Origin of the sequence: Salinimonas marina (assembly GCF_015644725.1) — a bacterium.
Classification (GTDB): Bacteria; Pseudomonadota; Gammaproteobacteria; order Enterobacterales; family Alteromonadaceae; genus Alteromonas.
Window position 1 is genome coordinate 3,439,158 of the sequence record NZ_CP064795.1, and the last position, 14,331, is coordinate 3,453,488.

At 49.3% G+C, this 14,331-nt stretch carries 16 protein-coding genes; 2 read left to right on the forward strand and 14 right to left on the reverse strand.

What is annotated here, in order from left to right:
- Window positions 1–15: 15 nt before the first annotated feature.
- Window positions 16–882, reverse strand: a complete 867-nt coding sequence (locus IT774_RS15445) for an SdiA-regulated/phytase-like domain-containing protein (RefSeq protein WP_195810556.1) — start codon at window positions 880–882, stop codon at window positions 16–18.
- Window positions 883–1,113: 231 nt separating this feature from the next.
- On the opposite strand from IT774_RS15445, the gene IT774_RS15450 reads away from it, so the two are divergent.
- Window positions 1,114–2,913 (forward strand): cation:proton antiporter, encoded by a 1,800-nt coding sequence (locus IT774_RS15450; protein WP_195810557.1) that lies wholly within the window; start codon window positions 1,114–1,116, stop codon window positions 2,911–2,913.
- Window positions 2,914–3,166: 253 nt separating this feature from the next.
- On the opposite strand, the gene waaA is transcribed toward IT774_RS15450, so the two are convergent.
- From waaA to rpsJ, 13 genes are all read right to left on the reverse strand, one after another.
- Window positions 3,167–4,468 carry a lipid IV(A) 3-deoxy-D-manno-octulosonic acid transferase gene (gene waaA / locus IT774_RS15455; RefSeq protein WP_232365022.1) on the reverse strand — a complete coding sequence of 434 codons (1,302 nt, stop codon included), beginning with the start codon at window positions 4,466–4,468 and terminating at the stop codon, window positions 3,167–3,169.
- A gap of 543 nt (window positions 4,469–5,011) precedes the next feature.
- Window positions 5,012–5,767 (reverse strand): flocculation-associated PEP-CTERM protein PepA, encoded by a 756-nt coding sequence (gene pepA / locus IT774_RS15460; RefSeq protein ID WP_195810559.1) that lies wholly within the window; start codon window positions 5,765–5,767, stop codon window positions 5,012–5,014.
- A gap of 677 nt (window positions 5,768–6,444) precedes the next feature.
- Window positions 6,445–6,702, reverse strand: a complete 258-nt coding sequence (rpsQ, locus tag IT774_RS15465) for a 30S ribosomal protein S17 (RefSeq protein ID WP_195810560.1) — start codon at window positions 6,700–6,702, stop codon at window positions 6,445–6,447.
- On the reverse strand, window positions 6,702–6,893 hold the full coding sequence (gene rpmC / locus IT774_RS15470) for a 50S ribosomal protein L29 (RefSeq protein WP_108565740.1): 192 nt from the start codon (window positions 6,891–6,893) through the stop codon (window positions 6,702–6,704). The genes rpsQ and rpmC overlap by 1 nt, the downstream gene beginning before the upstream one ends.
- Entirely contained in the window at window positions 6,893–7,306 is a 414-nt protein-coding gene (gene rplP / locus IT774_RS15475) for a 50S ribosomal protein L16 (protein ID WP_195810561.1), read from the reverse strand. Before rplP ends, rpmC begins: the two co-directional genes overlap by 1 nt.
- Before the next feature lie 2 nt (window positions 7,307–7,308).
- Entirely contained in the window at window positions 7,309–8,010 is a 702-nt protein-coding gene (gene rpsC / locus IT774_RS15480) for a 30S ribosomal protein S3 (protein WP_195810562.1), read from the reverse strand.
- 9 nt (window positions 8,011–8,019) lie between these two features.
- Window positions 8,020–8,352: a 50S ribosomal protein L22 gene (rplV, locus tag IT774_RS15485; RefSeq protein ID WP_195810563.1), complete on the reverse strand. Its 333-nt coding sequence runs from the start codon at window positions 8,350–8,352 to the stop codon at window positions 8,020–8,022.
- 11 nt (window positions 8,353–8,363) lie between these two features.
- Window positions 8,364–8,639 (reverse strand): 30S ribosomal protein S19, encoded by a 276-nt coding sequence (gene rpsS / locus IT774_RS15490; protein ID WP_013785731.1) that lies wholly within the window; start codon window positions 8,637–8,639, stop codon window positions 8,364–8,366.
- Window positions 8,640–8,653: 14 nt separating this feature from the next.
- Entirely contained in the window at window positions 8,654–9,478 is an 825-nt protein-coding gene (rplB, locus tag IT774_RS15495) for a 50S ribosomal protein L2 (protein ID WP_195810564.1), read from the reverse strand.
- A 14-nt stretch (window positions 9,479–9,492) separates the two neighbouring features.
- The gene (rplW, locus tag IT774_RS15500; protein WP_195810565.1) at window positions 9,493–9,792 is read right to left on the reverse strand and encodes a 50S ribosomal protein L23; all 300 of its coding nucleotides are present in this window, start codon (window positions 9,790–9,792) and stop codon (window positions 9,493–9,495) included.
- Window positions 9,789–10,394 (reverse strand): 50S ribosomal protein L4, encoded by a 606-nt coding sequence (rplD, locus tag IT774_RS15505; RefSeq protein WP_195810566.1) that lies wholly within the window; start codon window positions 10,392–10,394, stop codon window positions 9,789–9,791. The genes rplW and rplD overlap by 4 nt, the downstream gene beginning before the upstream one ends.
- Before the next feature lie 18 nt (window positions 10,395–10,412).
- Window positions 10,413–11,051 (reverse strand): 50S ribosomal protein L3, encoded by a 639-nt coding sequence (gene rplC / locus IT774_RS15510; protein ID WP_195810567.1) that lies wholly within the window; start codon window positions 11,049–11,051, stop codon window positions 10,413–10,415.
- Between the two features lie 18 nt (window positions 11,052–11,069).
- Window positions 11,070–11,381: a 30S ribosomal protein S10 gene (gene rpsJ / locus IT774_RS15515; protein ID WP_006012796.1), complete on the reverse strand. Its 312-nt coding sequence runs from the start codon at window positions 11,379–11,381 to the stop codon at window positions 11,070–11,072.
- A 707-nt stretch (window positions 11,382–12,088) separates the two neighbouring features.
- Here rpsJ and IT774_RS15520 point away from each other — a divergent pair.
- Window positions 12,089–14,305, forward strand: coding sequence for an ATPase, T2SS/T4P/T4SS family (locus IT774_RS15520; protein WP_195810568.1), 2,217 nt, complete (start codon window positions 12,089–12,091; stop codon window positions 14,303–14,305).
- Window positions 14,306–14,331: the final 26 nt, after the last annotated feature.

Below are 14,331 nucleotides of genomic sequence, written 5' to 3' on the forward strand. Positions count from 1 at the left end.
AGCGGTTAGCCAGCATTACAGGTTTACCGAAATAATCCCTAAGCGCGCCGAATCCAGCGGCGTGCTTTCCTGAGTTAGCCAGATTTGCGATGCATTGTTAACACAGACACCCTCTACCTGCCCGAACTGCTCCAGCCGGGCGACACCTTCAATGGTAAAGTCTGCTGCAATCAGCGCGACAAAGGGCTGAAATAAGCCGATGGGACTGTGCTCATACCCAACTACAACAAACCGGCGCTGCTCAGCATCCCAGTCCGCACCGGTAACCAGACCCGGTAGCCCGTCAATATGCGCCACCGGGGTCAGGATCTGGTTTTTCTTATCCTTGGCAATGCGGTACACCTTTACCCTTTTACTGGCCCAGCTTTTGGAGAAAAGCAGCAGGTGATCATCCTGATTGACCAGCGCTTCGGCATCGTAATCGTGGGCATAAGGCAGATTGTTTTGTGGGTTATTATCCGCATAGGTCAGGCGCAAGGTTTGCTGTTTTTTTGCATCATCACGGGCCACCTGGCGAATATTCACATACGGACGCTGACCGCGATTATTGCCAATATCACCAATATAGAAATAGTTGTCATCGGCGGTAACCGCTTCAAAATCTTTATTGGCAAAGTCCAGCGGATAGCGGTTTTGAATCTGGCCCTGCTTATCAATTCTAAACAGCGCTGCGGCGTTGCCTGAATCATTTAAGGTGATGGCACTGTCGCCGGTACAAACCAACCCTGAGGTCTCTTCTAAAATGGTATCCAGCCGCTGACTGTGCAGCACTTCCACGGTAAGCTTAGGTAATGGATCGGAGGCGCTGCAGGCCGGTAAAGTGAACACCGCCAACCATAGGGTTACCATCCTAAACCAATAGCCAGATTGTATTTTTTGCATCAAACATTTCGCCTTTTTTTACATTTACCTATAAACCGTGGCCAGTATGAACGAAAGCCAGCAGAACACCAGATATCTACCGCAGACCACCTGCATTAGTTCAGATCGTCGCGCCCCAAATGTCATCCGTCTGAGCCTTTAGTCAGTATTAAGAGAAAGCCATAATAAAAAACCAAGCCGTAGTCATTTCCAATATCTTAGGACGGCTTTCAAGCATAAGGAAAATCTGCCTTGTCCGATCCTCTTATTAGCCTGGTAGGCGTAGGCCTGCTGTCAATTGCCTGCCAATTTCTGGCATATAAAATACGATTGCCCGCCATTTTGCCCTTACTGATTGCCGGTATCCTGGTGGGACCGGTAATGGGCCTGCTTAATGCCGATGAACTGTTCGACGATTTGTTTTTTCCGGTAGTCTCACTATCGGTGGCGATTATCTTATTTGAAGGCTCACTAACCCTTAAGCTCAGCGATATCCGCGGGCATGGCAATATGGTGCGAAACCTCTGCAGCATCGGGGTGCTGGTAACATGGATGGTGTCTACGGTGGTGGCCAGCTATGCGTTGGATCTGTCCTGGCAGCTGGCATTTTTATTCGGTGCGATTGTAACGGTGACCGGACCTACGGTCATTGTGCCTATGATTCGCACGGTGCGTCCGCAAACCAATACAGCCAATATCCTGCGCTGGGAAGGTATTATTATCGATCCCATTGGCGCGCTGCTAGCGGTACTGGTTTATGAGTACATCGTGGCGGCGCAGTCTGAAGCGGTTATGCATACGCTGTTTATCTTCGGCAAAACCATCGGCATAGGCGTCTGTCTGGGGGTGTTAAGTGGTTATGCGCTAGGGGTGTGTTTACGCAAAAAATGGATCCCTCACTATCTGCAAAATACCGCCGTATTGACGATTATTTTAGGCGTGTTTGCCGCTTCTAATTATGTCGCCCACGAGTCCGGGTTACTGGCGGTAACCATTGTCGGCATGGTGCTGGCCAATATGAAAAATGTTGAAGTGGAAGACATTCTTGAGTTCAAGGAAACCCTGAGTGTGCTGCTTATATCAGGTCTGTTTATCCTGCTGGCTTCGCGGCTACAGTTAGACGCAATTACGAATCTGGGCAGCGGCGTTATCATCGTGCTGGTCTCTATTATGTTTGTCGCCCGCCCGTTATCAGTGGCCATCTCCGCGATTGGTACCGGTCTGAATTGGCGGGAACTGGCTCTGCTGAGCTGGATTGCACCTCGGGGGATTGTAGCGGCCGCCGTTTCTGCGCTGTTTTCTATCAAGCTTGAAGAGATCGGGTATGAAGGCGCCGGCGTTATCGTGCCTATCGTATTTTTGGTGATTATTACCACGGTGGTCATTCAGAGTCTGACCGCCAAACCGGTCGCTCAAATGTTGAAAATGCGGGCCCCGCCGCCTAACGGCTTTCTTATTTTTGGAGGCAGTCAGTTTAACCGAAGGCTGGCTAAGGAAATGCAGAACCAGAACATACCGGTTATCGTGGCCGATACCAACTGGGATGCCATTAAGGCGACCCGGATGCAGGAAACCCCGGCCTATTTTGGCAATCCGGCTTCCGATCACGCTGCCCGTCATATGGACATGAGTCGTATCGGCACGGTGCTGGTCATGTCCCCCTACAAACAGCTTAACCCGCTGATTTCCTATCATTTTGAATATACGCTAGGCAAAGATAAGGTCTGGGGGCTGACCAACAATGAACAGGCAACCCGGCCCAGCCATCAGGTAGGACAACACTATGCCAAACGAATGACCTTGTTTGATGAGGGAGTAACGTATGGCTATCTTGCCAGGTCTGTGGAACAGGGTGCCGTAATCAAAACCACGCGTCTTACCGAAGAGTTTACCTACGAAGATTATCTGGAAACCTACGGCGGCCGGGTCACTCCCTTGATTGTCATTGAGCCGGCGAATAAGACCCATGTGGTATTGTTTGGTCAGGATATTAAAGCAGAGGCGAACTGGCGGCTGGTAAGCCTGGTCCAACCCGAAAACAAAACGGTGTGAAAAAATGGCCCTCTGTCGGGCTTCGACAGAGGGCAGTCTCCCTGTAACAAGCAGCTTTCACGCGCTAATCAGGTAGCGATCTTGTTATTATTTGCCTGCTGGGCTGCTGGTGATAATCATAACAAACCCCAGGTTCGGTTGAATTAGACTTTAGATGAAAAATACCATGAAAAAGCATAATATTGATTCTATAATGCGCCATCCGGTAGACATCTCAATACTTCAGGCAATGTCAGTTTTTGCATAATGCCGGTCAAAGAGAGGTAATGCACGCCAGGGTTTTAGCTAGTGCCCCTTTGTTGTTTTGCAATACCTGATAGCCGGCCTGCCCCGCCGCTTCAGCTGCTGTCGGCTTGCTTAGCCATTTATCCAGCACCGTGATGAGCTCGGGGGTTCCGGTAACTAATTTAAGCGCCCCCTGCTCTTGCAAATAGGCACAAATAACCGGGTTGTTATAGATATGTGGCCCCATAATCACCGGCTTTGAGGCGGCGGCCGGCTCCAGGGCATTATGTCCGCCCCGGTCGGCCAGTGAGCCCCCGACAAAGGTGATATGCGCCTGTTGATAGGCCGCGGTCAGCAGACCCATTTCATCGACTAACACCACCTGACAGTCATGCTCAATTTGGCGGGTGACGCTGCTGCGAACAAACCTGACATTTTGCTCATTGAGCATTGTTGCCACAGCCTCAAACCGGTCGGGATGACGCGGTACCAGTACCAGTAGTAACTCGGGAAACCGTTTACGATGTGCTGCCACCGTATCCAGTAACACCTGCTCTTCGGGCTCATGCGTACTGCCCGCCACCACTACCCTACGTGAAGACATTAACGTCAATAACGGCTCAGTCGTGCTGCTGTCGACCGCCTGATCGAATTTTATATTGTGGGTCAGCAATAGCCGTTCCGCGGGCATCCCTAACAGCAGGTAATTGTCGTAGTCCCGCTGTCCCTGGGCACACACCTGAGTAAGCTGCTGCATCATTGGGGCAAACAACGCCGGCACCTTTTGATAACGTCTGGCTGAGCGGTCTGTCATCCGGGCATTAATCAGGATCACCGGAATATGCTGTTGGCAACAACGATGCAGTAAGTTAGGCCATAGTTCCACTTCGGTGATAATCACTGCCTGTGGCTTGACCCTTGCCAGCATTCGACCCATGGTAAAGGGCAGGTCGGCAGGCAGGTAGCTATGTTGTACGCTATTGCCAAAAATGGCCCGCACCCGTTCCGCCCCGGTCGTGGTGGTGGTGGTGACCATGACCGGGGTGTCGGGTGACTGCTGCTGTAATGCTTTAATCACACAGGATGCAGCGACCACTTCACCTACCGAGACACAATGAAACAAGTAGCCGCCGCTCTGGGCGGGTCTGGGTACTGCGCCAAAACGTTGAGCCAGCTGCACCCAGACCGATTGCGTAGTGTCGGTATTGCGTCTGAACAGCTTTAACAGCATAAACGGAATGACCAGCAGCATCGCCACCGAATAGACCCCACGCATTAAAGACTGAGACCATGAAGGGGTAAACTGGGGGGTACGGGTTGAAGTGCTCACAAACATCCTTTTGGCAAAACATATACGCGTGTGGCTCGTAAACCTTCGTCAGCAGGTTGCGATTCGCTTATACGTAATTTTCAGTCTTGTGTATTGAGCAAAGTATTGTAATGGGAAAGAATGCCGCGTCCAGTGCTTTGTAAAAAGCCTCTGTAAAAGTGAGCACAGCCATGGCAGTCGAGAGGGTGCTCACCAGCCTTTACCCACCTCGCTACCGTGACTTTGGTGCTCTGGAGCCGGGCTGAACCTGTAACAGGAAACCACCAGCATCACTGTTGCTGCAACCACAATGTTTAACCACAAAATATAGCTACAAGGTAAAGATACAAAGGCCCGTGGTCCATGAGATCTAAAGTCGAATGACGTACGCTACAAGCAGATGAATAAGCGGTAGAAACACAAGAGTAGAGATATTGGTATGGCGAGTTACCTACGCCGCAACAATCTGAGCTTTGTCAACGCAAGCTCGCCGGGCTTAACGGCAGGGGATACAAAAAAGACGACCCGAAGGTCGCCTTTTTCATTTACATAGCGGGCGTAAAATTAAGATTTACGACGGCTGGTAGCGCCAAGACCTAACAGGCCTAAAGACAGTACCGCAATGGTTGACGGCTCTGGTACTTCAAATACCGCGCTTACGTCACCCGTTACTGTTTGCTCACCTTCCAAAGGAATGGTGTCAAAATCACCGTCTACACGAACACTCATGTAGAAAGGCGTAGGAGATACAAAGTAAGTATCGCCCTGTGCAGTCAGTTCGAAGTCACGGAACATGAAATCAAACACCCCACCGAAGCCATACAGCAGACCGACATTTTGTGCCAGATTGTCACTTGAACCCAACAGCATGTCATCTGAGGTGTTAGCCAGATCTAATGTGGCTACGTCGTTCGCCGTAGTATCCTGATTGGCATCAAGGAACAAAGAGAACGAACCAGACTCTGCTGACAATGATGAGTTAGAACCCATTGCGCCCGGGGTCATTACGGTACCGGTGGCAGAGAATGTGGCATACAGGTTGTAGTTAGCACCGATAACAGAACCAATTTGTGAGCTGTTGGCTGTGCCGTCGTTACCAAAAAGTTGGTTCATTGATGCAAATGCAGTAGCAGTGAAGTTACCGGCATCATCAAAGTTAATGATTTCAGTGTAACCGCCATTCAGTTTATCAGCAGTGATCACTTCACCACCATAAGGAGTTTCATCAATCTGAAAATCCAGAAAATCAGCGTGGCTAGAAAAAGATGCTGCGATACCCGCGGTCAGTGCTAAAGATTTTACTAATGTTTTAAGTTTCATATTCCGTACTCCATATTCCAATTAAGAGTGAAGCTTCAGTAAGCCTCTGACCTAAGACATTGCAGCAAGCGTGCCAACATATAACTCACTGATATATGGTTAAATTAAGATCTGATCTAAATGCCGTGTTAAATTTGTCGACACTTTAGGGGTCAAAGCTATTTAAGCCTGTAAAATTTTGCATTTATTTTGACTAATGCACCATCAGTACTGTACTAGCTAAGATCCCATCTTCTAATGGTGGCATGACGAATGCTGAGAAGTAATTGGTGGGGGTGAATGGCGATGAGGCCTAAAAGGGGATGGTGAAAACACTGTAAGGCATAACCTGCAGGGTTAGTCCCAGGCGCTAACAAAGGAACAAAGGCGCGCTATTAGTAGTAGCCAAATCACAGGTTTTTTGCGGGGGCGCGCAGTCGCGGCGCGTGAATAGCTAAAATGCTACTGTGCTCATTGGTACCTCCTTCTGCCTTGTGGGAGTGTTCATCACACATCCACCACGCCTGCTTTAAAGGCCAAGGTCTAATCACGCCGGACACGCACATCTTGTGCTTATGATGATTGCCATAAAGCCGCTCTGTTTATGCCCATGTCTTTAGTTACGGGCCCTCTTACCTGATCACCAGACACAAAAAAGCCGCTCACCATGGAGCGGCCTTTTAAGAAAGAGTCAGCGCTTAAACGCCAGCTTTTTCTACAACGTTAACCAGTGCCCAGGTTTTATTCTTGGACAAAGGACGACACTCGCGAATAGTCACAAGATCGCCTTGGTTACATACATTGTCTTCGTCGTGAGCGTGCAACTTAGTAGAACGCTTCATGAACTTCCCATAGATAGGATGCTTTACGAAACGCTCAACCACAACTGTGATGGTTTTATCCATTTTGTTGCTAACCACACGACCTTGAACTGTACGAATATTTTTTTCAGTCATTACGCATCAGCCTTTTGAGTCAGAATGGTTTTAACACGCGCGATGTTACGACGCACTTTTTTCAACTGGTCAGATTTTTCAAGCTGACCGGTCGAGTGCTGCATGCGCAGATTGAACTGTTCGCGTAGCAGGTTTAATAACTCTGCATTCAGCTCTTCTACGCTTTTGTCTTTCAGTTCAGTCGCTTTCATTACATCACCGTCCGAGTTACAAAGGTTGTTTTAAATGGCAGTTTTGCCGCTGCCAGTTCAAACGCCTCGCGTGCCAGAGCTTCAGGAACACCTTCCATCTCATAAAGAACACGGCCAGGTTGAATCTGGCATACCCAGTACTCAACGTTACCTTTACCTTTACCTTGACGAACCTCAAGAGGCTTCTCAGTAATTGGCTTGTCAGGGAAAACCCGAATCCAGATTTTACCTTGACGCTTAACGTGACGAGTCATAGCACGACGCGCTGCTTCGATTTGGCGCGCAGTCATACGACCACGACCAACTGCTTTCAGGCCATACGTACCGAAGCTTACTTTGCTACCAGCAACAGCAAGACCACGGTTACGACCTTTATGCTGTTTACGAAATTTCGTACGCTTAGGTTGTAACATGATTAGCCCTCTCGCTTAGCGCTGCGGCCTTTCTTCTTAGGTTGAGCAGGAGGCTGCTCTTGGTTTGTAGGCAGACCGCCCAGAACCTCACCTTTGAAGATCCATACTTTAACGCCGATGATACCGTAAGTAGTCGCTGCTTCTGATGTTGCATAGTCGATGTCTGCACGGAATGTGTGCAGAGGAACACGACCTTCGCGATACCATTCAGTACGGGCAATCTCTGCACCGCCTAAACGACCGCTAACTTCTACTTTGATACCTTTAGCACCAAGACGCATTGCATTTTGTACCGCACGCTTCATAGCACGACGGAACATTACACGACGCTCAAGCTGGCTTGAGATGCTATCAGCTACTAGCTGACCATCTAGCTCAGGCTTGCGTACTTCAGCAATGTTAATCTGAGCAGGCACGCCGGCCAGCTTAGATACATGGTTACGCAGCTTTTCTACGTCTTCACCTTTTTTACCGATAACAACACCCGGACGAGCGGTGTGAATAGTCACACGGATGCTCTTCGCTGGACGCTCGATAACGATTTTTGACAGTGAAGCGTTTTTCAGTTTCTTTGTCAGGTACTGACGTACCAAATGATCGTTGTACAGGTTATCTGCATAATCTGCGGTATTAGCGTACCAGGTAGAAGTCCATGGTTTGCTGATACCCAGGCGTATACCTGTAGGATGTACCTTCTGTCCCATTATCTACTCCTAGTTATCCGCTACAACCACAGTGATGTGACTGCTGCGTTTAAAGATACGGTCAGCACGGCCTTTGGCACGTGGCTTGATACGTTTCATTGTTGGACCTTCGTCAACAAAAATCTTTGCAACGCGCAGTTCATCAATGTCAGCACCTTCGTTATGCTCTGCGTTAGCAACAGCAGACTCCAGTACTTTCTTGACAAGCGCAGCGCTTTTCTTAGGGCTGTATGTTAAAAGCTCAAGGGCTTTTTCTACATGCATCCCGCGAACCTGATCCGCAACCAAGCGTGCTTTTTGAGCAGACGTGCGGGCGAAACGGTGTTTAGCTAATGCTTCCATCTTCCTACCCCTTAACGTTTGCTTTTCTTATCCGCGACATGGCCGCGGTAAGTACGCGTTGGCGCAAATTCGCCCAACTTATGGCCGACCATTTCATCGCTGATGATGACTGGAACGTGCTGGCGACCGTTATGGACCGCAATGGTCAACCCAATCATATCTGGGATGATCATAGAACGGCGTGACCAAGTCTTAATTGGTTTACGCTCATTCTTTTCCACTGCAGCCTCTACCTTCTTCAGCAAGTGAAGGTCGATAAATGGACCTTTCTTGAGAGAACGTGGCATGGTGAATCCTCGCTTTATTTGTTACGACGACGTACGATAAGTTTATCAGTACGCTTGTTGCTTCGGGTCTTCTTACCTTTAGTAGGAGTACCCCAAGGTGATACTGGGTGACGGCCACCCGATGTACGTCCTTCACCACCACCGTGTGGGTGATCAACCGGGTTCATGGCAACACCACGAACGGTAGGACGAACACCACGCCAGCGGCTTGCGCCTGCTTTACCCAGTGAACGTAGCATATGCTCTGCATTACCCACTTCACCAATGGTGGCGCGGCAATCAGACAATACTTTACGCATTTCGCCAGAACGCAGACGCAGTGTAACGTAATTTCCGTCACGGGCCAGGATCTGAGCGTAAGCACCAGCAGAACGTGCAATTTGTGCACCTTTGCCAGGCTTCATTTCGATAGCGTGTACTACGGTACCTACTGGAATATTGCGCATTGGCAATGTGTTACCAGCTTTAATAGGCGACTGCGTACCAGATTGAATCTGGTCGCCAGACTTGATGCCTTTAGGTGCCAGGATGTAACGACGCTCACCGTCTGCATACAGAACCAATGCAATGTTTGCAGAACGGTTCGGATCATATTCTAAACGCTCAACTGTGCCGACAATGCCGTCTTTGTTGCGTTTAAAGTCAATCAGGCGGTAGTGATGTTTATGACCACCACCAACGTGACGTACTGTAATACGACCATTGTTGTTACGACCGCCAGACTTGCTGTTTTTTTCCAGCAGGGGTGCATAAGGTGCACCTTTGTGAAGGTCATGATTAATGACCTTAACAACGTGACGACGACCGGCAGAAGTTGGCTTAGCTTTCATTAATGGCATTTCTAATCCCCTTCTTACTCAGCGCCACCGACAAAGTCGATGTCCTGACCTTCTTTAAGCGAAACATACGCTTTTTTCCAGTCGCTGCGTTTACCGAAAGACGAACCGTGACGCTTGGTTTTACCCTTAACATTCACAGTACGAACACCTTCAACTTCAACTTCAAACAGCTTTTGTACGGCTGCTTTAACTTCAGCTTTAGTCGCGTCTTTCGCTACCTTAAATACAACTGTGTTGCCTGCTTCAGCAGCCAGAGTCGATTTTTCCGATACGTGAGGTGCTACCAGCACCTTAAGTAGACGTTCTTCGTTCATGCTAACGACTCCTCAAGCTGTTTCACTGCATCTGCAGTGATTAGCACTTTTTCAAATGCAATCAGGCTTACCGGGTCGATACCAGCTACGTCACGAACGTCAACCTTGTATAGGTTACGTGCGGCCAGAAACAGATTTTCTTCTACTTCTGACGTTACGATTAGAACATCTTTCAGTTCTAGTTCGTTTAGCTTGCCAACAAGGGCTTTAGTTTTAGGTGTATCAACACCGAACTTTTCTACCACTACCAGGCGATCCTGACGGATCAGCTCAGATAGGATGCTTTTGATCGCACCACGGTACATTTTCTTGTTAACTTTTTGCTCGTGATCACGAGGCTTTGCAGCAAACGCACGGCCACCACCAACCCAGATTGGGCTGCGGATAGTACCAGCACGTGCACGGCCAGTACCTTTTTGACGCCATGGTTTCTTACCACCACCACGAACTTCAGCACGAGTCTTTTGTGCTTTTGTACCCTGACGAGCGCCGGCGCCGTAAGCAACAACTACCTGGTGTACCAGGGCTTCGTTGAATTCACGTCCAAAGGTCGCTTCGGATACTTCAAGAGCGCTTTGCGCGTCTTTCAATGTTAATTCCATCAGTTCACTCCCCAGACGTTACGCTTTAACAGCAGGCTTAACGATTACATCGCCGCCTGTTGCGCCAGGTACGGCACCTTTAACCAGGATAAGGTTGTTTTCTACGTCTACACGTACAACTTCCAAAGACTGCGTAGTCACTTTCTTGTTACCAAGCTGACCTGCCATTTTCTTGCCTTTGAAAACTTTACCAGGTGATTGGTTTTGACCAATCGAACCAGGCGCACGGTGAGACAAAGAGTTACCGTGAGTAGCACGTTGCGCGGTGAAGTTCCAACGCTTAATTGCACCCGCGAAACCTTTACCCTTTGAGGTGCCAGTCACATCAATCTTTTTGGTGTCGTTGAAGATTTCAACAGTGATTTCACTGCCCACTTCAATTTCGCCACCTTCGTTTTCTTCAAGGCGGAATTCCACCAGAGAACGACCTGCTTCAACACCGGCTTTAGCAAAATGACCTGCTGCAGCTTTGTTGACACGGTTCGCTTTCTTGGTTCCAGCAGTAACCTGAAGAGCGCGATAACCGTCAGTTTCATCAGTGCGTAACTGAGTAACACGGTTCGGGGTCGCTTCGATAACAGTCACAGGGATAGACGTACCATCTTCAGTGAAGATGCGAGTCATACCCACTTTACGACCGACTAGACCAATCGCCATTGTTATAACCCTCTCTTGTTAGCCCAGGCTGATTTGAACATCAACGCCGGCAGCCAAGTCCAAACGCATCAGCGCGTCAACTGTTTTATCAGTTGGCTCAATGATGTCTACCAAACGCTTGTGAGTACGAATCTCATATTGATCACGTGCGTCTTTATTCACGTGAGGAGATGTCAACACCGTATAGCGTTCTTTGCGAGTAGGCAGAGGAATTGGACCGCTGACCTGAGCACCAGTACGTTTCGCCGTTTCAACGATTTCAGCCGTAGACTGATCGATCAACTTGTGATCAAACGCTTTCAAACGAATACGAATTCTTTGATTTGGCATCGATTAAGCTCCAATCGAAAGAACAAAAAAATTCACCTTTTCTCTCCCTTTTTTGTACTTGGGAAGAAAAGATGTGCGTAAACCGGTGGTTCCAAATCGGAACCCTGTTCTTCTTCTAGCGCGCCGGTAACAGCTTTGAATCCACCAGGACCCTACCCGTCACGTTGGCATCCACCCTAAAAACAGTGTGGTTGCGGCTAAAATTTCTTTATGCCCATTACTGAGCAGAGGCGCGCATTATATACAGTTGATTACTTTTTGCAAGCTCTATCTGCAGAAAAAGTGAACGCACTGTGAATGTCGTACCCACTCTATTTTCGGCCACGAGAACGTACTACCGGTACGCGCTTGCTGACTTACGATGAGGCTGCACAGGACAACATTTTTGCGGGTAAATAGCAAGGCCAGTGGGCCGCCGTGATGCAAGCCACGCTTAAGGTTTATCTTTGCCGCGCACCGGCCTACGCCAAAGGATGAGTTAAAATGAACGGCGTTATTGCCTATACTGAGTACCTACTAACGGTTTTGCCACATGGTTATGCTGCCCTGCTCTAGCCTAATTGTTATTGCTGAGCGCCAGTGAACCGTATAAGGTGAGGCCTATTCTTAACACAAAAGAAACTGCATGATCGTATATATTGTGCCACTGCTGGCTTTTCAGCAAAGTAGTAATATAGCGGTTTCAGGGAACAGTCAGTAAGATTGCTATGATAGCGAATAATAACCAGCAGTTGCTGGATGAGATAAAAACCACTCTGGGTAGTCACTCTACATTAATGGGCGCCTACTCACAGCTTGAAGGTATATTGCTGAAATTATTCGACGCCACACGTATGAGTATTTTTCAGCGGCGCCGTCAGCATCAGGACCTGGTGGCCCGGTTTAAAACCGGTATGGAAACTACTGAAATAAAGGTCCCCATTAGCCCATTATCTATCGCCGGCTATGTGGCCTTAGCCCAACGTCCGTTACTCATTCGTAACCCTTATAGTACGGATGAGTTGCAAAGCATCCATCCGCGCTTACGCTTTGCCGATAAATTCGATAAAACCGGTTCTTTTCGCACCCATAATATTTTATGTGTGCCGATATTAAATGCCGGCGTGTTGTTGGGGGTAATGCAAATTATCAACAAGAACAACGGCACCTTTGAAGAAGCTGACCTGGAACTGGCTAACGAAGTCTCCGACATTCTGGGCAAAAAGTTTCGTTATGAACTTGGCGGCACGGCGAACCCGTTTGATTCATTGCTGCATCAGGGGGTTATCAGCGACACCGCTTTGGAAGATATTCTTAAATCTTCACAGGATCATCGCCAGGCGATACAGCGGCTGATGAGCGAATACCGTATCACTGAAGCGCAAATTGGCAATTCGCTGTCGACCCATTATCAGGTGCCATTTTTTACCTATCAGCCCGATAAGTATCATTTGTATCAAACCGACAGCAAGCTGAACCTGTCGTACCTCAAACGCAACTTTGTGGCGGTAGTGGCTGATGTCAGAGACAACCCGATAGTGTTGATGACCGAGCCGAACAATGCGGCACTGTTGATGGAAATTGAAAGTGCCATGGGGATTGATGTCTACGACATCGCGGTGGGTCTGCCCAATCATGTTCTGCAATATCTGGGTGAAGGTTCGGGCGGTTCAGCGCCGGGCGAGATGAGCGAAATTCTGGATGAGATAGGCACCTCGGCAGAAGATCATGATGAGCAGGTGGACGAGCTATCTGATGATGCCCCTGCGGTTGTGCGTCTGGTAAGTCGTATTTTACACGATGCCAAACGCCTCAATGCTTCTGATATCCATATTGACCCGGAAAAGAACGGCCCGACCCGGGTGCGCATGCGTATCGACGGGGTCTGCCGGGACATGAGTCAGGTACCTAACTCCCACCACAGTGCGGTGATAGCGCGGATCAAAATCATGTCCAACCTTAACATCGCAGAAAAGCGTGTGCCCCAGGATGGCAAGCTGGCGTTCAAAATGAGCGGTCAGCTGGTAGAGGTGCGGGTCGCAACCATTCCGACCGTGGCCGGTGAAGGGGTCGTAATGCGGATTCTGGCCTCTGGTGGTGCCATGCCTATTGGTAAAATGAACCTTGCTGCCAACAATATGCAGCGATTAGAGGGGATGATCAAAAAGCCTCACGGTATCTTACTGGTCGTGGGTCCTACCGGGTCAGGTAAAACCACCACCCTGCATGCGGTGCTGGGCTATCTGAATACCCCAGAAAAGAAAATCTGGACCGCCGAAGACCCGGTGGAGATCACCCAGGCTGGATTGCAACAGGTGCAGGTGAGCCCCAAGATTGGCTTCACCTTTGCCAATGCACTGCGCGCCTTCTTACGGGCCGACCCTGATATTATTCTGATTGGTGAGATGCGGGATAAAGAAACCGCCCACGCGGGTATCGAAGCCTCGCTAACCGGCCACCTGGTGTTGTCGACCCTACACACCAACTCGGCGCCGGAAACCATCACCCGGTTACTGGATTTAGGGCTGGACCCGGTCAATTTTTCGGATGCCTGTGTCGGTATTCTGGCTCAGCGTCTGATTCGTACCTTGTGCGGCAGCTGTAAAGAAAGCTATACCGCCAACGACGACGAGGTCGCCTTCATTCGTCGCCAATACGGCGAGAGCTACCTTAACGAGCTTGAACTGGGAGAGAACCTTACCCTGTATCGAGGCAAAGGCTGTGAGGAATGCGGCGGCACAGGTTATCGTGGACGTACCGGGGTTCACGAACTGCTGGGGATGACGCCAGAATTACGCTCGCTGGTCTATAAAGAAGGCAGTGTCGCCCAGATGAAAAGCCAGGCCATGGACGATGGTATGCGCACCCTGGTTCAGGATGCCATATTTAAAGCATTAAAAGGGGATACCGATTTGGCGCAGGTACAAATCATCGGCGGCGACTAAGCCTCTCCTGCCCCACCGTTTGACTG

What these genes read in the sequence shown, in the direction of transcription:
- rplC (WP_195810567.1), bottom strand. Translation starts at nt 11,051, where the DNA reads ATGGCGATTGGTCTAGTCGGTCGTAAAGTGGGTATGACTCGCATCTTC.
- IT774_RS15445 (WP_195810556.1), bottom strand. Translation starts at nt 882, where the DNA reads ATGCAAAAAATACAATCTGGCTATTGGTTTAGGATGGTAACCCTATGG.
- rplW (WP_195810565.1), bottom strand. Translation starts at nt 9,792, where the DNA reads ATGAACGAAGAACGTCTACTTAAGGTGCTGGTAGCACCTCACGTATCG.
- rpsC (WP_195810562.1), bottom strand. Translation starts at nt 8,010, where the DNA reads ATGGGACAGAAGGTACATCCTACAGGTATACGCCTGGGTATCAGCAAA.
- rplD (WP_195810566.1), bottom strand. Translation starts at nt 10,394, where the DNA reads ATGGAATTAACATTGAAAGACGCGCAAAGCGCTCTTGAAGTATCCGAA.
- pepA (WP_195810559.1), bottom strand. Translation starts at nt 5,767, where the DNA reads ATGAAACTTAAAACATTAGTAAAATCTTTAGCACTGACCGCGGGTATC.
- rpsJ (WP_006012796.1), bottom strand. Translation starts at nt 11,381, where the DNA reads ATGCCAAATCAAAGAATTCGTATTCGTTTGAAAGCGTTTGATCACAAG.
- rplB (WP_195810564.1), bottom strand. Translation starts at nt 9,478, where the DNA reads ATGCCATTAATGAAAGCTAAGCCAACTTCTGCCGGTCGTCGTCACGTT.
- rplP (WP_195810561.1), bottom strand. Translation starts at nt 7,306, where the DNA reads ATGTTACAACCTAAGCGTACGAAATTTCGTAAACAGCATAAAGGTCGT.
- IT774_RS15520 (WP_195810568.1), top strand. Translation starts at nt 12,089, where the DNA reads ATGATAGCGAATAATAACCAGCAGTTGCTGGATGAGATAAAAACCACT.
- rpmC (WP_108565740.1), bottom strand. Translation starts at nt 6,893, where the DNA reads ATGAAAGCGACTGAACTGAAAGACAAAAGCGTAGAAGAGCTGAATGCA.
- rpsQ (WP_195810560.1), bottom strand. Translation starts at nt 6,702, where the DNA reads ATGACTGAAAAAAATATTCGTACAGTTCAAGGTCGTGTGGTTAGCAAC.
- rpsS (WP_013785731.1), bottom strand. Translation starts at nt 8,639, where the DNA reads ATGCCACGTTCTCTCAAGAAAGGTCCATTTATCGACCTTCACTTGCTG.
- rplV (WP_195810563.1), bottom strand. Translation starts at nt 8,352, where the DNA reads ATGGAAGCATTAGCTAAACACCGTTTCGCCCGCACGTCTGCTCAAAAA.